Source organism: Acidovorax sp. LjRoot74, from assembly GCF_964254355.1.
Classification (GTDB): domain Bacteria; phylum Pseudomonadota; class Gammaproteobacteria; order Burkholderiales; family Burkholderiaceae_C; genus Acidovorax.
In genome coordinates this window covers 4,467,291-4,487,175 of the sequence record NZ_CAXUTI020000001.1, presented here as the reverse complement: position 1 = coordinate 4,487,175, position 19,885 = coordinate 4,467,291, and the positions used below count along the sequence as shown (strand labels likewise).

Annotated in this window: 15 protein-coding genes; 12 read left to right on the top strand and 3 right to left on the bottom strand. The window is 67.2% G+C overall.

Going from position 1 to position 19,885, the window contains the following annotated elements; translation table 11 throughout:
- The first annotated feature begins 59 nt into the window (after positions 1-59).
- The 3 genes from ACSQ3O_RS21370 to ACSQ3O_RS21360 are packed head-to-tail and all read left to right on the top strand — an operon-like array spanning position 60 to position 2,867.
- On the top strand, positions 60-719 hold the full coding sequence (locus ACSQ3O_RS21370; RefSeq protein ID WP_436140405.1) for a response regulator: 660 nt from the start codon (positions 60-62) through the stop codon (positions 717-719).
- On the top strand, positions 716-2,185 hold the full coding sequence (locus ACSQ3O_RS21365) for a sensor histidine kinase (RefSeq protein ID WP_436140404.1): 1,470 nt from the start codon (positions 716-718) through the stop codon (positions 2,183-2,185). The genes ACSQ3O_RS21370 and ACSQ3O_RS21365 overlap by 4 nt, the downstream gene beginning before the upstream one ends.
- A 49-nt stretch (positions 2,186-2,234) precedes the next feature.
- A complete protein-coding gene (locus ACSQ3O_RS21360) occupies positions 2,235-2,867 on the top strand; it encodes a DUF2306 domain-containing protein (protein ID WP_436140403.1) in 633 nt (210 codons plus the stop codon).
- 154 nt (positions 2,868-3,021) lie between these two features.
- On the opposite strand, the gene metG is transcribed toward ACSQ3O_RS21360, so the two are convergent.
- On the bottom strand, positions 3,022-5,115 hold the full coding sequence (gene metG / locus ACSQ3O_RS21355; RefSeq protein WP_436140402.1) for a methionine--tRNA ligase: 2,094 nt from the start codon (positions 5,113-5,115) through the stop codon (positions 3,022-3,024).
- Positions 5,116-5,289: 174 nt separating this feature from the next.
- Here metG and ACSQ3O_RS21350 point away from each other — a divergent pair, with 174 nt between their 5' ends.
- Entirely contained in the window at positions 5,290-6,405 is a 1,116-nt protein-coding gene (locus ACSQ3O_RS21350; protein WP_436140401.1) for an SMP-30/gluconolactonase/LRE family protein, read from the top strand.
- A 3-nt stretch (positions 6,406-6,408) separates the two neighbouring features.
- Here the strand turns inward: ACSQ3O_RS21350 and ACSQ3O_RS21345 are convergent, their stop codons facing one another.
- Both ACSQ3O_RS21345 and ACSQ3O_RS21340 read right to left on the bottom strand, forming a co-directional pair.
- Complete coding sequence (locus ACSQ3O_RS21345) at positions 6,409-7,674, bottom strand: patatin-like phospholipase family protein (protein WP_436140400.1); 1,266 nt, start codon at positions 7,672-7,674, stop codon at positions 6,409-6,411.
- A 367-nt stretch (positions 7,675-8,041) separates the two neighbouring features.
- Positions 8,042-8,623, bottom strand: a complete 582-nt coding sequence (locus tag ACSQ3O_RS21340; RefSeq protein ID WP_436140399.1) for a restriction endonuclease — start codon at positions 8,621-8,623, stop codon at positions 8,042-8,044.
- A gap of 134 nt (positions 8,624-8,757) precedes the next feature.
- Between ACSQ3O_RS21340 and apbC the strand changes: the two genes are divergently transcribed.
- From apbC to ACSQ3O_RS21300, 8 genes are all read left to right on the top strand, one after another.
- Positions 8,758-9,849, top strand: a complete 1,092-nt coding sequence (gene apbC, locus ACSQ3O_RS21335) for an iron-sulfur cluster carrier protein ApbC (protein WP_436140398.1) — start codon at positions 8,758-8,760, stop codon at positions 9,847-9,849.
- Positions 9,850-9,883: 34 nt separating this feature from the next.
- The gene (locus tag ACSQ3O_RS21330; RefSeq protein WP_436140397.1) at positions 9,884-10,840 is read left to right on the top strand and encodes a LysR substrate-binding domain-containing protein; all 957 of its coding nucleotides are present in this window, start codon (positions 9,884-9,886) and stop codon (positions 10,838-10,840) included.
- Between the two features lie 189 nt (positions 10,841-11,029).
- A complete protein-coding gene (locus ACSQ3O_RS21325) occupies positions 11,030-12,937 on the top strand; it encodes an NADH-ubiquinone oxidoreductase-F iron-sulfur binding region domain-containing protein (protein WP_436140396.1) in 1,908 nt (635 codons plus the stop codon).
- On the top strand, positions 12,934-15,819 hold the full coding sequence (gene fdhF, locus ACSQ3O_RS21320; RefSeq protein ID WP_436140395.1) for a formate dehydrogenase subunit alpha: 2,886 nt from the start codon (positions 12,934-12,936) through the stop codon (positions 15,817-15,819). Before ACSQ3O_RS21325 ends, fdhF begins: the two co-directional genes overlap by 4 nt.
- A 65-nt stretch (positions 15,820-15,884) precedes the next feature.
- A complete protein-coding gene (locus ACSQ3O_RS21315) occupies positions 15,885-16,448 on the top strand; it encodes a DUF3305 domain-containing protein (RefSeq protein WP_436140394.1) in 564 nt (187 codons plus the stop codon).
- On the top strand, positions 16,441-17,145 hold the full coding sequence (locus ACSQ3O_RS21310) for a DUF3306 domain-containing protein (protein ID WP_436140393.1): 705 nt from the start codon (positions 16,441-16,443) through the stop codon (positions 17,143-17,145). Before ACSQ3O_RS21315 ends, ACSQ3O_RS21310 begins: the two co-directional genes overlap by 8 nt.
- Positions 17,105-19,174 (top strand): 4Fe-4S binding protein, encoded by a 2,070-nt coding sequence (locus ACSQ3O_RS21305; protein WP_436141162.1) that lies wholly within the window; start codon positions 17,105-17,107, stop codon positions 19,172-19,174. The genes ACSQ3O_RS21310 and ACSQ3O_RS21305 overlap by 41 nt, the downstream gene beginning before the upstream one ends.
- Positions 19,171-19,806: a TorD/DmsD family molecular chaperone gene (locus ACSQ3O_RS21300; protein WP_436140392.1), complete on the top strand. Its 636-nt coding sequence runs from the start codon at positions 19,171-19,173 to the stop codon at positions 19,804-19,806. The genes ACSQ3O_RS21305 and ACSQ3O_RS21300 overlap by 4 nt, the downstream gene beginning before the upstream one ends.
- Positions 19,807-19,885: the final 79 nt, after the last annotated feature.

The window sequence follows — 19,885 nt, the reverse complement described above, 5'->3', positions numbered from 1 at the left end:
GGCGCGCTAGGCTGCCCCCAGGCCTGAATCCGCACACGCTTTGTCTGAAGGAGAACCTGTTGCGCGCACTGCTGGTGGAAGACGACGACATGATCGGGCGCAGCCTTGTGCATGCGCTCAAGGGCGCGGGCTGGTCGGTGGACTGGGTGCGCGATGGCGCCCTGGCCCACAGTGCGCTGGCCGATGGCGACTACCGCTGCGTGCTGCTGGACCTGGGCCTGCCCGGGCTGGACGGCACCGAGGTGCTGCGCCGCGCCCGCGCGCGTGGTGACCTCACGCCCGTGCTGGTGCTCACCGCCCGCGACGGGCTGGACGACCGCATCCAGGGTCTGGACCTGGGCGCCGACGACTACCTGCTCAAGCCCTTTGAAGTGGGCGAGCTGCTGGCCCGCATGCGCGCCGTGGTGCGCAGGCGCAGCGGCGTGGCGCAGTCCGTTGTGGGCAATGGCGTGGTGCAGCTGGACCTGGCCACGCGCGAGGTGCTGCGCGGCGGCGCGCGCGAAGCCCTCACCGCGCGCGAATTTGCGCTGCTGCAGGCGCTGCTGGAGCGGCCCGGCGCGATCCTCTCGCGCGAGCAGCTCGAGAACCGCATCTACGGCTGGGGCGAGGAGGTCAGCAGCAACGCGGTGGATGTGCTCATCCACGGCATGCGCCGCAAGCTGGGGCCCGATGCCATCCGCAATGTGCGCGGGCTGGGCTGGCGGGTGGCGGCGGCATGAGGGCCGCCGCCGAGACCGGCAGCAGCAGCGCCGGTGCGCCCAGCCGCTGGTACCACCTCCGGTCGCTGCGTGGGCAGCTGCTGGCGTGGCTGGCGCCCTGGGTGGTGGTGGGGGCCGTGGTCGCCGGGTGGGGGTTTTATGCGAGCTATGGCCTGGTGCTCCACACCTTCATGCAGACCCAGATGGAGGCGCTGGCGCGCTACCACGTGCCCGCCAGCCAGGGGGAGGAGGCGCCGCCCCTGCCGGTGCTGAGCGACGAAAACGTCTTCCAGTGGGGCGCGTTTGTGGTGCAGGTGTGGTCGGCCGATGGGCGGTTGCTGGCCAGTTCCAGCGCCAGCCCGCGCGCCGCAGTGCCTTTGCAGCCCGCGCCGGGCCATCGGCTGGTGCAGCAGGGGGCTGGGTGGGAGCAGGGCTGGAGGGTGTACACGGCGCCACCGGCCGCGCCCGGCCAGCAGCGGGTGCAGGTGCTGCAAAGCGAGCAGTTCCTGCAGGAAGAGGTATGGGGACGCACCCTGTATGTGCTGCTGCCGCTGGCCCTGCTCGTGCCCGCGCTGCTGTTCACGCTGTGGTGGGTGGTGGGGCGTGCGTCGCGCTCGCTGAGGGTGGTGGCGCAAGAGGTGGCCCGGCGCGACGACCGCAGCCTGGGGGCCATCCCCCTGGGCCCGGCGGGCCGGGTGCCCGACGAGATCGTGCCGCTGGTCGCCTCGTTCAACGCGCTGCTGGCGCGGCTGGGCGAGGCCTTTGCTGCCCAGCGCCGCTTTGTGCAGGACGCTGCCCACGAGCTGCGCACCCCCATGGCCGCCATGGCCCTGCAGATGGAAAACCTGCGGCCCTGGGTGCCGCCGGGCGAGGCGCAGCAGCAGTTTGCGCAGCTGGATGCAGGCATGCGGCGCGCGCAGCACCTGGTGGGCCAGCTGCTGCGCCTGTCGCGGCAGGAGGCACCGGCCTCGGCGCAGCCGCCCGCCCCGGTGGACATCACGGCCGTGCTGCGCGACAGCGTGGGCCAGTTGATGCCCCTGGCCGACCAGCGGCGCATCGAGGTGGGTTTTGACGGCGCCGAGCAGGTGGTGCTGCTGGCCTCGGCCGTGGACCTGCGCAGCGTGTTCGACAACCTGCTGGACAACGCCCTGCGTTACACGCCCGAGGGGGGCTCGGTGGAGGTGCGCCTGCACCGGCTGGATGCCGGAGATGCCGGGAGCGCTGGCGATGAGGGCGTGGTGGTGGACGTGGTGGACACGGGGCCGGGCATCCCCCCGGACCTGCTGGAGCGGGTGTTTGACCGCTTCTTCCGCGTGCCGGGCACACCGGCCGATGGCAGCGGGCTGGGCCTGGCCATCACCCGGGCTGCGGCGCTGCGCCAGGGCCTGCGGGTGGAGCTGCTGGCGCGCAGCGACGGGGCCAGCGGCCTGGTGGCGCGGGTACATCTGTCCTCATTCGCCGCTAAGGCGGTGCTAATCCCGGGCTGAGTCGCGCTTTCTAGAGTGGATGCATGTCGATCCTCATGAAAGCTCTTATATGAAAACACGCCATTCCCTTGCAACCCTGGCCTGGGGTCTGCTGTTGCTGTCGGCCCTGGCCGTGGGCTTGTTCTCGCTGCGCTACGTGCTGCCGGGTATGCCGATTTCTTTTGATCTGCCCAGCCTGCAGCAGTCCCGCCAGGCCTTTGTGGTGCACGCGGTCAGCGCATCGTTTGCATTGATGCTGGGGTCGCTGCAACTTCTGGCGGCCCTGCGTACCCGCCACCCCGCAGCCCACCGGTTGACAGGCCGGGCCTGTGTGCTGGCCATTGCGGTGGCCTGGGTGTCATCGCTGCCCCTGGCCCTGCACGCCATGACGGGTGTGGTGGCGGCCGCCGGGTTTTTTGCGCTGGGCCTGGTGTGGGTGGTGGCCACGGGCTGGGGCGTGGCCTGTGCTGTGCAGCGGCGGCTTGCCGAGCACCGGCGGTGGATGCTCCGCAGCTACGCGCTCACCGCCGCAGGTATCACGCTGCGCATCTACCTGGGCATGGGCGCAGCAGCCGGGCTGGACATCGAGGTGTCCTACCCCTTCATTGCCTGGCTGTGCTGGGTGCCCAACCTGCTGGTGGCCGAGTGGTACCTGTGGCGGTCCGGGCCGCAGACTCGGCTGTCGCCGCTGGGCGCGGCTTGAAGAAACCCGGGTGCGCTGGGGCGCGCGGCCCCCGTGGGTTTAGAACGGCTCACAAAACTCAGCGAAGCGGTGCTGGCTAGGCGCGGCGTCGCAGGCAGTACGCGTAGTACGACAAGACGCTGCAACGACGCCAGAAGAGTTTTGTTAGCCGCTCTTAGCGCACCCGCATGCCCGGCGTGGCGCCTGGCCAGGGGTTCAGCACATAGATGCCGGGGTTGGCCTTTTCGTCGCCATGGCTGGCGGCCAGCACCATGCCTTCGCTGATGCCGAACTTCATCTTGCGCGGCGCCAGATTGGCCACCATCACGGTGTGCTTGCCCACCAGATCTTCGGGCTTGTAGGCGCTGGCGATGCCGCTGAACACGTTGCGCGTGCGGCCTTCGCCCACGTCCAGCGTCAGGCGCAGCAGCTTGGTGGAACCCTCCACCGGCTCGCAGTTCACGATCAGCGCAATGCGCAGGTCGATCTTGGTGAAGTCGTCGATGGTGATGGTGGGGGCGAGTTCCTCGCCGCCGGGTGCTGCTACTGTTTCTGTAGCTGCTTGGGCTTGTGCAGCGGGCGCAGGGGGCTCAAAAAGTGCCTCTAATTGCTCGGGTGTCACGCGCTGCATCAGGTGCTGGTAGGGAGCTATTTCCGTGGGCAATGGTGATGCATCGCTCCACTCAAACGAGCGGTTCAGCTTGAAAAGTTCTCTGGCGACACGGTCCGAGAGTGCGGGCAGTACAGGGGCAAGAAGCACCGACAGAAGCTTGAATCCATGCAGAACGCGAGAGCAGATGTCTTGAAGCTCTTCGCGCTTTGTCTCGTCCTTAGCCAGGATCCAAGGCTTTGCTGCATCGAATGACGCATTCAAGCCGTCCGCGACGGTCATGATCTCCCTGAGAGCTTTGCTGTACTCACGGCTCTCATACGCCTCTTTGACCAAGAATGCCGAGCCTTCGGCGCCTTGAGTTAGGGACGACGTATCACCGCTGAACTTCAATTGACCATCAAAATGCTTCGAAATGAAGTTGGCGGCACGCGAAGCGATGTTCACGTACTTGCCGATCAGATCGCTGTTCACCCGCAGCATGAAGTCTTCGGCATTGAAGTCGATGTCTTCATTGCGCGCGCTGAGCTTGGCCGCCAGGTAGTAGCGCAGCCACTCGGCGTTCATGTTCAGGCTCAGGTACTTGAGTGGGTCCAGGCCGGTGCCCCGGCTCTTGCTCATCTTCTCGCCGTTGTTCACCGTGAGGAAGCCGTGCACGAAGACGTTGTTGGGCGTCTTGCGGCCGCTGAAGTGCAGCATGGCGGGCCAGAACAGGGTGTGGAAGGTGACGATGTCCTTGCCGATGAAGTGGTACTGCTCCATGGCCGGGTCGGCCATGTAGGCGTCGTAGCTCTCGCCGCGCTTTTCCAGCAGGTTTTTCAGCGATGCGAGGTAGCCCACGGGCGCGTCCAGCCACACGTAGAAGTATTTGCCCGGCGCGTCCGGGATCTCGATGCCGAAGTAGGGCGCATCGCGGCTAATGTCCCAGTCGCCCAGGCCTTCGCTGGTGGTGCCGTCGGGGTTGGTGCGGACGGTGAACCATTCCTTGATCTTGTTGGCCACCTCGGGCTGCAGTTTGCCGTCCTGCGTCCAGTTTTCCAGAAACTCCACGCAGCGCGGGTCCGACAGCTTGAAGAAGAAGTGCTCCGAATTCTTCAGCTCGGGCTTGGCACCCGACAGGGCCGAGAAGGGGTTGATCAGGTCGGTGGGGGCATACACCGTGCCGCAGACCTCGCAGTTGTCGCCGTACTGGTCCTTGGCGTGGCACTTGGGGCATTCGCCCTTGATGTAGCGGTCGGGCAGGAACATGTTCTTCTCGGGGTCGAAGAACTGCTCGATGGTGCGCACCTCGATCAGGCTGCCGTCGGCGCGGTCGCGCAGGTCACGGTAGATCTGGCGGGCCAGGTCGTGGTTTTCAGGCGCGTCGGTGCTGTGCCAGTTGTCAAAGCTGATGTGAAAGCCGTCCAGATACTGCTTGCGGCCCGCTGCAATGTCGGCCACGAACTGCTGGGGTGTCTTGCCTGCCTTTTCGGCGGCAATCATGATGGGCGCGCCGTGGGTGTCGTCGGCGCCCACAAAGTTGACCGCGTTGCCCTGCATGCGCTGGAACCGCACCCAGATGTCGGCCTGGATGTACTCCATGATGTGGCCGATGTGGAAGTTGCCGTTGGCGTACGGCAGGGCGGTGGTAACGAAGAGTTTGCGAGCGGATGACGTCATGAAAAGCGGCTTTCTCAGGCGGAACCCGCGATTTTAGGCGGTCGGCAGTATCCCTGGCCGTGGCGTGCGCTGTGCGGGCCTCTCCAGGTCGCGCAGGTGCCAATCAGGGCGTGCGTGCCGGCCGCCGATGACGCCACAATGCCCCGCATTCCAACAACCAACAGGAGACAACACATGGCCGGAACATGGGTAAAGCGGGCAGGGTGGGGCGTGGGGGGCGCCGTGGTGGCGGTGGCTGCCTATCTGGCTGCATGGCCCGTGCCCATACAGCCGGTGGCATGGACGGCGCCTGCGGCGCCCGGCTACCAGGGCGTGCACGCCCCCAACCAGCGTCTGGCCCAGCTGAACATCATCGACCTGAAAGGCGAGGTGGGCCCGGAGCACATCGCCTTGGGCAAGGACGGCAAGCTCTACACCACCGTGCTCAGCGGCAACATCCTGCGCATGAACCCCGACGGCTCGGGCCAGGAGGTGTTTGCCAACACCGGCGGGCGGGTGCTGGGGGTTGACTTTGACGCAGCAGGCAATCTGATTGCGGCCGATGCGGTCAAGGGCCTGCTGTCCATCGCGCCGGACGGCAAACTCACCGTGCTGGCCGACAAGGTGGGCAGCGATCCCATCCGCTATGCCGATGCGGTGGTGGTGGCCCAGAACGGCAAAATGTACCTGAGCGATGCCTCCACCCGCTTTGCGCCCAAGGATTGGGGCGGTACGTTTGAGGCCAGCGTGCTCGACATCCTGGAACAGGCCAGCACGGGCCGCGTGATCGAATACGACCCTGCCAGCCGCAGTACGCGCGTGGTGGCACGCGGCATCAGCTTTGCCAACGGCGTGGCGCTGAGCCAGGACGAAAAGCACCTGTTCGTCAACGAAACCGGCAAGTACCGGGTGTGGAAGATTGCGGTGGACGCGAATGATCTGGACATCGCCCAGCCCGGCCCCCAGGCCCGCGTGCTGCTCGACAACCTGCCCGGCTACCCCGACAACCTGATGCGCGGGCAGGGCGGCAAGGTGTGGCTGGGTTTTGCCAAGCCGCGCGGCGCGGCCATCGACAACATGGCGGGCAAGCCCTGGCTGCGCAGCCTGACCCTGCGCCTGCCGCGTGCGCTGTGGCCCATTCCCCAGCCCTACGGCCATGTGATCGCATTCACCGACGATGGCAAGGTGGTGGCCGACCTGCAGGACCCGAGCGGCGCCTACCCCGAGACCACGGCCATCACCGAAACGGCCGACCGGCTGTATGTGCAAAGCCTGCACGCGCATGGGCTGGGCTGGTTGCCCAAGCCCTAGGGTTCAGGCCTGGGGCTCCCCATGGTGCCGGGTCTTGACCTCGGCGCCGGTGTCCGTCCAGCCAAAAAACTGGCACACCTCGGCCCGCATGGCCAGGGTGTCGGCCCGGCCCAGAGCCATCAACTCCTGCGTGTAGCCAGATTCGAACAGCAGGTAGCTGGCCAGCGCCGCGCCGCGCACATCGGCCATGTTGGACGTGACGCCCAGGGCCCCCAGCATGGTGCGCACGGGGGTGGGCAGGTCGCCCACATGGCGCGCGGCCACGGCGTCCAGGCGCTGTGAGGGGGCGATCACCAGAAGCTCGATGGGGCGCAGCGCGCTGTGCAGGCGCTTTTCTTCGGGGATGAGCGACAGGGTCTGGTTGATGCGCTGCACGCGCTCCACGTCCACCGCCAGCGCATCCAGAAAGATGTTGGACAGCGCATGCCCCGCAATCTGCGCCAGCGTGGGGTAGGTGGCCGTGGGGTTGGCGGCGGCATCGCCCTTGGGCTCATGCATGCGGCCCGCGCCGATCACCAGGATGCGCTCAGCTCCCAGGTGGATGGCCGGGGCGATGGGCGCCGACTGGCGCATGGAGCCGTCACCAAAATACTCGATGTGGTCGTCCAGCTCGATGCCCTTGGCCGGGAAGATGAAGGGAATGGCCGAGGACGCGAGCAGGTGCTCGTGCGTGATGCGGTCGCTGGCGGCCTTGCGCTGTGAGCGTACCCAGGGCTTGACGGGCGTGGCGGCTTCAAAAAAGGTGACATGCTCGCCCGAGCTGTAGCTCGACGCCGTCACCGCCAGCGCCGTGAGGTGGCCCTTGCGGATCAGCCGGGGCAGCCGCACCAGCGGCACCATCTTGACGAGCAGCTTTTCGAGCGGCGTGTTGTCCAGCAGCGAGCGCGGCCGCATGCGCCGCCAGCGCGCCAGCGCCCAGCCCATCGACACCAGCGTGAGCCAGCGCGCGCCGCTGCGCATCACGCTCAGCGAGTCGGCGCCATACACCTGGCTCGCGTGGAACTGCCGCCACACGCGCGCGATGCGGCGTACGGCGCGGTCAAAGTGGTCCGCCCCGCAGGCCAGCGCTGCAGCGTTGATGGCCCCGGCCGAGGTGCCGGTGATGATGGGAAACGGGTTGGGGCCGTCCGCCTCGCCGCAGGCCAGCCGCAGGTCGGCAATCGCTTCGAGCACCCCCACCTGGTAGGCAGCGCGGGCGCCGCCGCCCGTCAGCAGCAGGCCGGTGGCAGGGATGGAGGGCGCTGCGCCGGGCGTATCCGAAGAAGGCATGAAAGCGGGAGTGAAGGAGGGGGCAAACGGATGCCCCGAGTGTGGAGGGGCACCCCGGGTGTTTCATGTGGGAAAACCCGCATGGAGCAACACCTTTTCAGAACGTGTTTACGATCTTTTCAGGGCCGAGCAAGTACCTTGCCGGGATGGGATGCAAGGCGCGGTGCGCAGTGGATAGCCCGGCTATCCACAAGCGCTGCAACGCCGCAGACCGCCCGGCAAGGCACTTGCCCGAAGGGTTGGGGCGAAATCGGGCGATTGGACGCCCCGGCTGCTTGCATGGGCACTAGCCCATGCGGCGCATCCGAAGCATCCACTCATCCCGATTGCGCCCCAACGCGGCCCCGAAAAGATCGTAAACACGTTCTTAGCCCTTGAGCAGCAACTGCGCCACGGCATCACCCTGCAGCACCACGATGCCATGGTCGCGGGCGTAGATGCGGGCGTTGTCGCTGACCTGACCCAGTGCCGCCACATACACACCTGCCGAGGCATCGGCCGCTGCCATGGCAGCCTGCAGCTCGCGCAGGGGCTCTACGCCGTGGGTCGCGGCCTTCCAGCGCTTGGCGCTGACCAGCGTGGTCTTGCCGCTCAGGGTCAGGCGCATGTCGGCGGCGTTGTTGCCGCCTGCGTTCAGGCGCTCCACGGTGTAGCCCGCGCGCTCCCAGGCCGTGGCCAGGGTGTCGGCAAAGCTGCGCCAGGGCATGCTGGCCACGGCGCCGAGCATTTCTGCGACCTTGGCGGGGTTGGGCGCACGCAGTTGTTTCCAGGCGGCGATGCAGCCCACCACAAAAATCGGGAAACCGGCCAGCGCACCCACCACGAAGTATTCCTTGGGCAACAGCGCACCTGCGGCCAGCACGATGACGCCGACCACCACAAAGCTGATCCACCAGGGCGAGCGCAGCAGCATGGCAAACAGGGATTTCTCGGCCATCTTGAATTTCACGGAGGTCCTTTTCTTTCTTTCGGGTGCATGGGTTGCTGGCAACAGCCGCGTCAGGGGCAAAGCCTGCGCATTGTCCTTCACGCGCCGGGGGCACAGCGCTTGGATAGACTACCCGCCCCACAGGAGTTAATTGCATGTCAGTCACCGAACAGGGCCTTTTGGCCGCTCTCTCCAGCGTGCTGGACCCCCACACGGCCAAGGATTTCGTCAGCACCCGCGCCCTGCGCAACCTGCAGATCACCGGTGGCGACGTGGCTTTTGACGTGGAGCTGGGCTACCCCGCCAAGAGCCTGGTGCCAGAGCTGCGCCGCAGCCTGGTGGCCGCCGCCAAGGGCGTGGCCGGGGTGGAAAACGTCTCGGTCAACATCACCACCAAGGTGCTTGCGCACGCCGTGCAGCGCGGTGTGCAGCTGTTGCCCCAGGTAAAGAACATCATCGCCGTGGCCTCGGGCAAGGGCGGCGTGGGCAAAAGCACCACGGCTGCCAACCTGGCCCTGGCCCTGGCCGCCGAGGGCGCCAGCGTGGGCGTGCTGGACGCCGACATCTACGGCCCCAGCCAGCCCATGATGCTGGGCATCAACCGCCGCCCCGAAAGCGACGATGGCAAGACCATGGAGCCGCTGGAGAACTATGGCGTGCAGGTCATGTCCATCGGCTTTTTGGTGGACCAGGACGAAGCCATGATCTGGCGCGGCCCCATGGCCACCCAGGCGCTGGAGCAACTGCTGCGCCAGACCAACTGGAAAGACCTGGACTACCTCATCATCGACATGCCGCCCGGCACCGGCGACATCCAGCTCACATTGAGCCAGCGCGTGCCCATGACCGGCGCCGTGATCGTCACCACCCCACAGGACATCGCCCTGCTGGACGCCAAGAAGGGCATCAAGATGTTCGAGAAGGTGGGCGTACCCATCCTGGGCATCGTCGAGAACATGGCTGCCCACGTTTGCAGCAACTGCGGCCATGTGGAGCACATCTTTGGCGCCGATGGCGGCAAGAAGATGGCGGCCGAGTACGGCATGGACTACCTGGGTGCACTGCCGCTGAACATGAGCATCCGCCTGCAGGCCGACAGCGGCAAGCCCACCGTGGTGGCCGACCCCGACGGCGAAGTCGCGGCCATCTATAAGAAGGTGGCGCGCGACGTGGCGGTCAAGATCGCGCAGCAGGCTAAGGACTTCTCCAGCAAGTTCCCCACCATCTCGATCAGCAAGAACACCTGATCTTCCCGAGCCGCCTGAGCCGCCCCCACGCGCCATGAACCTGCTCGCGTCCCTGCGCTACCTGGTGGCGCTACACGAGCACCGGCACTTTGGCCGGGCGGCGCAGGCCTGCCACATCACGCAGCCAGCGCTGTCCAACGCGCTGCGCGCGCTGGAAAAAGAGTTTGGCGTGGTGGTGGTGCGCCGGGGGCGTAGTTTTGAGGGCTTTACGCCCGAAGGTGAGCGCGTGCTGGCCTCGGCCCAGCGCATGTTGCACGAGCACCAGGTGCTGCAGCAGGACCTGAGCAGCGACGCTGCCCACCCGCGCGGCACGCTGCGGCTGGGCGCCGTGCCCACGGCCATGCCCATCCTCGCGCGGTTTGCGGCGCAGCTGCAGGCGCGGCACCCGGGCATCGTGCCGGTGGCGCTGTCGATGAGTTCGCAGGCGCTGGAGGCGGGGCTGGAAAACATTGCGCTCGACCTCGCGCTGGGCTACACCGAACGCATGCCCACACGCGGCGGTCCGCTGCGGGCTTGGCCGCAGTATGTGGAGCACTACTTTCTGCTGCGCCGCGCGCCACGCCTGACGGAGGGACCGGCGCGCGGTCTGCAGATCGGCCCGCCCATGGCCTGGGCTGAAGCGGCGTCGCTGCCGCTGTGCCTGCTCACCCCCGAGATGCACAACCGCAGCCTGGTGGATGGCGCCTTCCGCGCTGCAGGCGCCACGGTCATGCCTGCCATGGAAACCGATTCGGTGCTGACCCTGGCGCTGAGCGTAGTAGCAGGCCAGGTGTGCAGCGTGCTGCCCGGTGCGCTGGTCGATGCCGTGCGCGGCCACGATGGGCTGGAGGCGCTGCCGCTGACGGGCCCGGTGCTGACCACGCCCATCGGCTTCATGTCGCACCGGCAGGTGCAGCCCACCCGGGCGCTGGACGCGGCGCTGGCACTGGCGCAGGACCCTGACTGGCTGCAGCACGCCGCAGCGCACAGTGGGCTGTTGATCGCCGATTGAGCGCTGACCGCAAGGATTGCGGTGGTTGATTCATGAGCCGTTGTTAACCCGGCCGTTTCATTTGTTTTTGTGATCGACCCATGTGCATCGGCAATTTGACGCCGCGTGCACCCCTGGCCGACACTGCGGCGGCGCGCCTGGCCTATGCAGGCGCCTTCATACAAAACAACGCTCCCACGCCCCCGGTCCATGCACCTTGCCCCTGAAGCCCCTCCCGCAACCGTTGTCGCCACCGTGTCGGTCAGCGACATGCGCGAGCGCATCCGCCGCAAAAGCCGCCTCAAGGGCCGCCAGCCCGAAGACGCTGCGATGGCCGAAGTGGCGCAGTTGCTGGGCCCGCGCCCGGCCACCGGCTTTCGGCGCGATCTGCTCATTGAGTATTTGCACCGCCTGAACGACCACTTTGGCGTGCTGCACGACCGGCACCTGGTCGCGCTCGCCAAGCAGATGAACCTGCCGATGGCCGAGGTGTACGAGGTGGCGAGCTTTTATCACCACTTCGACATCGTGCGCGGTGAAGAGGCGCACGCGCCGCGCCTGGTGCTGCGGGTGTGTGACAGCCTGAGCTGCAGCATGGCGGGCGCGCGCGAGCTGCTGGCCGCGTTGCCCGACCGCCTGCGTGCGGCCGGTCACGCCGACGTGCAGGTGTTGGCTGTGCCCTGCGTGGGCCGCTGCGAACAGGCGCCCGTGGCCGTGGTGCACCAGTGCCCGGTGCCGCACGCCACGGTAAATACCGTGCTGCAGGTGGTGGAATCCAAGCCAGAAAGGGCGTTTGCGCGCCACCCACAAGCTCTGTCTGCTATCAATTTTGATGTTGCGGCGCTGGCGGAAAAAAGCATCCCCCTGCCACCCGGTGAGGTCAGCCCGGCCCACACCGACCTGGCCACCTACCGCGTCCATGGTGGCTACCAGGTGGCGGCGGCCCTGGTGAATGGCGAGATGGACGCCGAGGCCGTGCTCTCGGCCATGGAGGACTCGGGCCTGCGTGGCCTGGGCGGCGCGGGGTTTCCGGCCGGGCGCAAGTGGCGCATCGTGCGCGACCAGCCCGCGCCACGCCTCATGGCCGTCAACATTGATGAAGGCGAGCCCGGCACCTTCAAGGACCGAACCTACCTGGAGCGCGACCCGCACCGCTTCCTGGAAGGCGTGCTCATCGCCGCCCAGGTCGTGGGCACTGAGGCCATCTATATCTACCTGCGCGACGAATACCACGGCTGCCGCGCGCTGCTGCAGCGGGCGTTGGATGACCTGCGCGCCGAGCCACCGTGCCCGCTGCCGCACATCGAACTGCGGCGTGGCGCGGGTGCCTACATCTGCGGCGAAGAGTCCGCGATGATCGAGAGCATCGAAGGCAAACGGGGCGAGCCCCGCATGCGCCCGCCCTACATCGCGCAGGTGGGCCTGTTCGGCCGCCCTACGCTGGAGCACAACTTCGAGACGCTGTACTGGGTGCGCGACATCGTGGAGCGCGGCCCGCAGTGGTTCGCCAGCTTTGGCCGCCACGGCCGCAAGGGGCTGCGCAGCTTCAGCGTGAGCGGGCGTGTGAAGCACCCGGGCGTCAAGCTCGCACCTGCGGGCATCGCGGTGCAGGAACTCATCGACGAATACTGCGGCGGTTTGCTGGACGGCCACCAGCTCTACGCCTACCTGCCCGGCGGCGCGTCGGGCGGCATCCTGCCCGCCAGTCTCAACAACATTCCGCTGGACTTCGACACGTTGCAGCCCTACGGCTGCTTCATCGGCTCGGCCGCCGTCATCGTGCTCAGCCAGCACGACCGCGCGCGCGACGCGGCGTTGAACGTCATGCGGTTTTTTGAACACGAAAGCTGCGGCCAGTGCACGCCCTGTCGCGTGGGCACGGCCAAGGCGGCCGCGCTGATGGAAGCTCCGCAGTGGGACGCCGACCTGCTCGACGACCTGGCGCAGGTGATGGGCGATGCCTCCATCTGCGGCCTGGGGCAGGCCGCGCCCAACCCCATTCGCTGCATCCACAAATATTTTCCGCATGAGGTGGGCGAGGGGCCCTGGCCCGGTGACCTGCCCAAGCCGCGCAACAGCCCGCTCACGGAGCAACTGCCCAAGGGAGCCCAGCCATGAGCGCGGTGCCCCACACTCCAGGCGTGGCCTTTGAGCTGGACGGCCAGCCCGTCACCGCCCACCCCGGCGAAACCATCTTGAAAGCCGCGCAGCGCCACGGTGTGGAGATCCCGCACCTCTGTTACACCGACGGCCTGCGCCCCGACGGCAACTGCCGCGCCTGCGTGGTCGAGATTGGGGGTGAGCGCACGTTGGCCCCCAGCTGCTGCCGTGAGCCTACCGAAGGCATGAAGGTGTTGGCTGCCAGCCCGCGCGCACGCAAGAGCCAGCAGATGGTGGTGGAGATGCTGCTGTCCGACATGCCCGACCAGGGCTACCGGTGGAACGATGAAGGCATCAATACTCCTGAATTGATAGCTGAAAACGAAGATCCATCGGGCGGAGAGGCCCTATTTGATTCAAAAAAGACCGCAACCATCGGCCAGCATGGCGAGCTGAGCGCCTGGGTCGATCGCTTGGGCGTGACCGTTCGCCCGGCGCTCCAGGCCCTGCGCCGCGAACAGCCCGCGCCAGACCTGAGCCACCCGGCCATGGCCGTCAACCTTGACGCCTGCATCCAGTGCAACCGCTGCGTGCGCGCCTGCCGCGAGGAGCAGGTCAATGACGTGATCGGCTACGCCCTGCGCGGCTCGAATAGCAAGATCGTCTTCGACCTCGACGACCCCATGGCCGAGAGCACTTGCGTGGCCTGCGGCGAATGTGTGCAGGCCTGCCCCACGGGCGCGCTCAGCCCCAAGACACACATCGGCTCCCAAAAGGTGGACCGCCAAGTCGATTCCGTCTGTCCGTTCTGCGGCGTGGGCTGTCTCATCACCTACAACGTGCGCGATGAAAAAATCATCAGCGTCGAAGGCCGCGACGGCCCCGCCAACCATGGCCGCCTGTGCGTGAAGGGGCGTTTTGGTTTCGACTACGCCCACCACCCCGACCGCCTGACGGTGCCGCTGATCCGCAAGCCCGGCGTGCCCAAGGAGGTGCGGCCGTACGGTGCCGACTGGCGCGATACCTTCCGCGAAGCGACGTGGGACGAAGCGCTGGACCTGGCGGCAGGGCAGCTCAAGGGCCTGCGCGACACGCACGGCCGCAAGGCGCTGGCGGGCTTTGGCTCGGCCAAGGGAAGCAACGAAGAGGCCTACCTGTTCCAGAAGCTGGTGCGCACCGGCTTTGGCAGCAACAACGTGGACCACTGCACGCGCCTGTGCCATGCGTCCAGCGTGGCCGCGCTGCTCGAAGGCGTGGGCTCGGGCGCGGTGAGCAACCCGGTGAATGATGTGGAGCATGCCGAGCTGATCTTCGTGATTGGCTCCAACCCTACGGCCAACCACCCGGTGGCTGCGACGTGGATGAAGAACGCCGCGAAGCGCGGCGCCAAGATCGTGCTGGCCGACCCGCGCGTGACCGACATCGGCCGCCATGCCTGGCGTACCCTGCAGTTCAAGGCTGACACCGACGTGGCCATGCTCAACGCGCTGATCCACACGGTGATCGACGAAGGCCTGGTGGATGAAGCCTTCATCAAGGACCGCGCCAACAACTTCGAAGCCCTCAAGGCCAACGTGATGGGCTGCAGCCCCGAAGCCATGGCGCCCGTGTGCGGCATCCCGGCCGAGACGCTGCGCGAGGTGGCGCGGGCATTTGCTACAGCGAAGGCATCGATGATTTTGTGGGGCATGGGCGTGAGCCAGCATGTGCACGGCACCGACAACGCGCGCTGCCTGATTGCGCTGTGCGCCGTTACCGGCCAGATCGGCAAGCCCGGCTCGGGCCTGCACCCGCTGCGTGGCCAAAACAACGTGCAGGGCGCGAGCGACGCGGGGCTGATCCCCATGATGTTCCCCAACTACCAGCGCGTGGACAACGCCGGGGCGCATGCGTGGTTTGAAGAATTCTGGGGGACGAAGCTGGACGAGGCGCCGGGCTACACCGTGGTCGAGATCATGCACAAGGCCCTGGCGCCCGACAGCGACCCCCACAAGGTGCGCGGCATGTACATCATGGGCGAGAACCCCGCCATGAGCGACCCCGACCTGAACCACGCGCGCCACGCGCTGGCCAGCCTGCAGCACCTGGTGGTGCAGGACATCTTTTTGACCGAGACCGCCTGGTTGGCCGATGTGGTACTGCCCGCCAGCGCCTGGCCCGAGAAGACCGGCACCGCCAGCAACACCGACCGTATGGTGCAGATGGGCCGCCGTGCGCTCAACCCGCCGGGCAATGCGCGGCCGGATCTGTGGATCATTCAGCAACTCGCCGTGCGCATGGGGCTGGACTGGAGCTACGACGGTGAAGAGTCGGGCGTGGCCGCCGTGTACGACGAAATGCGCCAGGCCATGCACGCGAGCATCGAGGGCATCACCTGGGACCGGCTGGAGCGCGATTCCAGCGTGACCTATCCGTGCCTCACGGAGGACGACCCCGGCCAGCCCATCGTCTTCACCGAAAAATTCCCCACGCCCACGGGCCGCCTGCAGCTGGTGCCCGCCAGCGTGATCCCGGCGGCCGAAACGCCTGACGCCGACTACCCCCTGGTGCTGATCACCGGCCGCCAGCTGGAACACTGGCACACCGGCAGCATGACGCGGCGCAGCACGGTACTGGATGCCATCGAGCCCATGGCCACAGCATCACTGCACGGTGACGAGCTGGTGCGGCTGGGGGTGGAGCCCGGGTCGCTGGTGGGCATCCGTTCCCGGCGCGGCATGGTGCAGGTGCGCGTGCGCCGCGATGACGGCACGCCGCGCGGCACGGTGTTCATGCCGTTTGCGTACGTGGAGGCAGCGGCCAACCTGCTGACCAATGCGGCACTCGACCCGTTTGGCAAGATTCCGGAGTTCAAGTATTGCGCCGTGGCCGTGGAACGGCTGGAAGTCGCTGCAATCTGAGGGCGATCAAAGGGTTTTGCAGGCCGCGCTGACCCTGGCCGCGCACCGGGGTACAGTCAGCGCCCATGACAGAGCGCCCCTACACCGACGTTGCCGTGATCATGCGGTGCGAGCACATCGACAACCGCTGGCAGCCCTGGCGCTGGTCGCTGGCCGAGGTGGTGGTCCATGAACCCACCTTCGGCACCGAACCCCGGCCGCTGATCCAGGACGAGCGTGAGCAGCGCTGGCTGTTCCCGGGCTTTCGGGTGGAGCTGTTCCGCGACGATGCTGAGGGTTATCACCTCAACCTCACATCGCCAGCCCCCTGCTGGTTCGTGATGTGGCGCCGCGATGAAGACACGGGCACAGGGGCCATCCCCCTGGCGCGCCCTGTGGCCGTGAGCCTGAGCTACCACGACGCCGGCCGCTGGCTGGACGCGCAGGAAACCGTGGAGCAGGTGCCTGCCGCCCCCGAAGTGCTGGAGGTGCTGCGCGCTTTTGTGGACGAGCACTACCAGCCCGAGCCCAAGCGCCGCAAGCGCCCCGACAGCTTCCGCCCGCTGCAGGACCGGTTTGGCAACCCCGCGTCGGTGTCTACGGAAAAGACGCGGGGCGGAGGCATGGGAGGAGGGGGCGGCCATGGCTGACGGATTCCTCGGCCGCTGGTCGCGCCGCAAGCAGGATGTGCGCGAGGGCAAGCCGGTGGTGGAGCCCCTGCCGCCCGCGCCTGCGCTGGCGCCCCAGGCCGCCGCACCAGCTCCTGCCACCGCCGCCGCTGCGCCTACGCCCCCCGCGCCCGTCGCCGAGCCACCCGCGCCCACGCTGGCGGACGCCGAGGCTTTGACCCCCGCGTCCGACTTCAAGCCTTTTGTGTCCCGTGCCGTCTCGCCCGAGGTGCGCAACCTGGCCATGAAAAAGCTGTTTTCCGATCCGCACTTCAATGTGATGGACGGCCTGGACATCTACATCGGCGACTACACCCAGCCCGACCCGCTGCCCTCAGGCATGCTGCGCCAGATGGCCAGCGCCCATGCGATGGGCTTCTTTGACCATGAGAAGCAGTCTGGGGGAGGCGAGGACACCGGCCCCGCAGGTGCAATAGCCCCGGCGTCCGCTCAGCCTCGGGATGATGCGGGGGCCAGCGGCGCCGCAGACGTGGCACAGTCCGAGGTATGCAACGCTGTTCCTAGCGTTCCCACCAGCGAGCCTGTGCGGGTCGCCTGTTCTGAAGAGGACGGGGTGGCCACGACAGCCAGCCACACCCACGATGACCAAGACGCTCATTTGCGACTGCAACCAGACGATGCCCCTCAACGCCAAGGCGTTGGGCGAGGCACTGCATGAAGACCTGACCCTTCACTCCACCCTGTGCCGGCGCGACGCAGGGGCGTTTCAGAAAGCCATCCAGTCCGGGCAGGACGTGGTGGTGGCCTGCACCCAGGAGCAGCGCCTGTTTGGCGACCTGGGCCAGCAGACCGAAGGCGCGGTGTCGCCCATCCGGTTTGTGAACATCCGCGAAACCGGCGGCTGGAGCCGCGATGCCGCCCAGGCCAGCCCCAAGATCGCCGCGCTGCTGGCAGCAGCGCGTTTGCCCGACCCGCCCCCCGTGCCCACGGTCACCTACAAGAGCACGGGCCGCTTGCTCATCATCGGCCCGCTAGACCAGGCCGAGCAGGCTGCCGCCCTGGTGTCGGACGTGCTGGATGTGACGCTGTTCACCCAGGGCCCCGGCAACGCCGGTGGCGCGCAGGCGCGGCGCTACCCGGTGCTGGGTGGGCGCATCACAGGGCTCACGGGCTGGCTGGGTGCGTTCGAGCTGCAGTGGTCGGCCGACAACCCCATTGACCTGGACCTGTGCACGCGCTGCAACGCCTGCGTGGCGGCTTGTCCCGAGAACGCCATTGGCCTCGACTACCAGATTGACTTGGCCGCCTGCCAATCGCACCGCGCCTGCGTGAAGGTGTGCCAGGTGGCGGGCGCCATCGACTTCACCCGCGATGCCACGGCGCAGACCGAGCGGTTTGACCTGGTGCTGGACCTGCGTTCGCCCACCGCCACGCCCACCTTCCTGCAGCACGCGCTGCCGCAGGGTTACCTGCGCTGGGACGGGCGGGACCTGGGCACGCTGCTCAAGCTGCGCGAGCTGGTGGGCGAGTTCGAGAAGCCCAAATTCTTTGCCTATAAACAAAAACTCTGCGCCCACAGCCGCAATGAGACCGTGGGCTGCAACGCCTGCGTGGACATCTGCTCGGCCGAGGCCATCGCCAGCGACAAGGGCCGCCAGCAAATCAAGGTGAACCCCAACCTGTGTGTGGGCTGCGGCGCGTGCACCACCGTGTGCCCCACGGGCGCACTGACCTATGCCTACCCCAGTGCGACGGAGCAGGGCACCAAGCTCAAGACCCTGCTGTCCACCTACGCCGCTGCCGGTGGCAAGGATGCGGTGCTGTTGCTGCACAGCCAGGAGCGTGGCCAGTCGCTGGTCGAAGAACTGGGCCGTGCCGCGCAGCTCAAGTTGGCGCAGGGCGTGCCTGCCCACGTGATCCCGGTGGCGTTGTGGCACACGGCCAGCACCGGCGTGGACCTGTGGCTCAGTGCCATCGCCTACGGCGCCTCGCAGGTGGTGGTGCTGGCAACCGATGAAGAGGCGCCGCAGTACCTCGATGGGCTGCAGGCCCAGATGGACGTGGCGCAGGCCATCCTGCGCGGCCTGGGCTACACCGGCACGCATGTGCAGTTGCTGCACGCCAACCACCCCACCGCGCTGGACGCTGCATTGCAGGCGCTGGGCCAGACGCGCCAGAAGACCCCGGCCGTGGCGGCCCGCTTTGCGGTGGCGCAAGAGAAACGCAGCACGCTGGAGATGGCGCTCGACCACCTGATCGAGCAGGCCCCGGTGCCCCCGGCAGAGCGGCCCGAGGCCATTGCCCTGCCCGCCGTAGGGTCGCTGTTGGGCACCATCGAGGTCAACAAAGACCGCTGCACCCTGTGCCTGAGCTGCGTGAGCGCCTGCCCCGCCAGTGCGCTGCAGGACAACCCGCAGCTGCCGCAATTGCGCTTCATCGAGAAGAACTGCGTGCAGTGTGGCCTGTGTGCCACCACCTGCCCCGAAGATGCCATCAGCCTGCAGCCGCGCCTGCTGCTCACGCCCGAACGCGCGCAGCTGCGTGTGCTCAACGAGGCCAAACCCTGGGCCTGTGTGCGCTGCAGCAAACCCTTTGGCACGGTGAAGGCCATCGAGGCCATACTGGGCAAACTCTCGGGCCACCCCATGTTCCAGGGCGAGGCGCTGGAGCGCCTGAAGATGTGCAGCGACTGCCGCGTGATCGACCTGTATTCCGCACAAAACGAGACGAAAGTGACCGACCTGTGAGCGCATCCTCTGCTTCTTTGACATCCCCGGGCAGCAGCTCCGCGCTGGACGAGGAAACCGCGCGCGCCGAACTCTACGGTTTGCTGTCGCAGCTGTACTACGCGGCACCCAGCCCCGAGCTGATGTCGGCCCTGCGCGTGGCGGTGACCGAGGCGCCTGCCGATGGGGGCTTTCTGCAGGAGCCCTGGCAGCAGCTGGTGGGCGCGGCGCGCGTGCAGGACGACGCGGCCGTTGCGCAGGAGTTCGACCGCCTGTTTGGCGGCGTGGGCAAGCCCGAGGTGTACCTGTATGGCTCGCACTACCTGAGCGGCTTCTTGAACGAAAAACCCCTGGCCCGCCTGCGCACCGACCTGGACCGCCTGGGCCTGGCGCGCGACGAAGCCATGCCCGAGACCGAGGACCACGTTGCCTACCTGTGCGAAGTGATGCGCTACCTGATCGCGGGCGACGATGTGGCTGTCTGCAACCTGACGGCGCAGCGCGACTTTTTTGCCACACACCTGCAGCCCTGGGTGATTTCGATGTGCGACGCGCTGGCGGCCCACCCGCAGGCGCGCTTCTATGCCGCGCTGGCCCAGTTCACACGGGCCTTTGCGTCGGTGGAGGCCCAGGGCTTCGACATGCTCGATTGATCCGTTGGCAGCCGCAATGGGGCTGCAGCGGGCGCTACAAAAGATGAGTGGTTTAGTGGGGGGTGTAAAGCTGGATTGC

Bases quoted from the DNA above. Each gene is read 5' to 3' on its own strand.
- ACSQ3O_RS21315 (WP_436140394.1), top strand. From the start codon at position 15,885: ATGACAGAGCGCCCCTACACCGACGTTGCCGTGATCATGCGGTGCGAG.
- ACSQ3O_RS21325 (WP_436140396.1), top strand. From the start codon at position 11,030: ATGCACCTTGCCCCTGAAGCCCCTCCCGCAACCGTTGTCGCCACCGTG.
- apbC (WP_436140398.1), top strand. From the start codon at position 8,758: ATGTCAGTCACCGAACAGGGCCTTTTGGCCGCTCTCTCCAGCGTGCTG.
- ACSQ3O_RS21310 (WP_436140393.1), top strand. From the start codon at position 16,441: ATGGCTGACGGATTCCTCGGCCGCTGGTCGCGCCGCAAGCAGGATGTG.
- ACSQ3O_RS21305 (WP_436141162.1), top strand. From the start codon at position 17,105: ATGCCCCTCAACGCCAAGGCGTTGGGCGAGGCACTGCATGAAGACCTG.
- ACSQ3O_RS21330 (WP_436140397.1), top strand. From the start codon at position 9,884: ATGAACCTGCTCGCGTCCCTGCGCTACCTGGTGGCGCTACACGAGCAC.
- ACSQ3O_RS21345 (WP_436140400.1), bottom strand. From the start codon at position 7,674: ATGCCTTCTTCGGATACGCCCGGCGCAGCGCCCTCCATCCCTGCCACC.
- ACSQ3O_RS21360 (WP_436140403.1), top strand. From the start codon at position 2,235: ATGAAAACACGCCATTCCCTTGCAACCCTGGCCTGGGGTCTGCTGTTG.
- ACSQ3O_RS21365 (WP_436140404.1), top strand. From the start codon at position 716: ATGAGGGCCGCCGCCGAGACCGGCAGCAGCAGCGCCGGTGCGCCCAGC.
- metG (WP_436140402.1), bottom strand. From the start codon at position 5,115: ATGACGTCATCCGCTCGCAAACTCTTCGTTACCACCGCCCTGCCGTAC.
- fdhF (WP_436140395.1), top strand. From the start codon at position 12,934: ATGAGCGCGGTGCCCCACACTCCAGGCGTGGCCTTTGAGCTGGACGGC.
- ACSQ3O_RS21350 (WP_436140401.1), top strand. From the start codon at position 5,290: ATGGCCGGAACATGGGTAAAGCGGGCAGGGTGGGGCGTGGGGGGCGCC.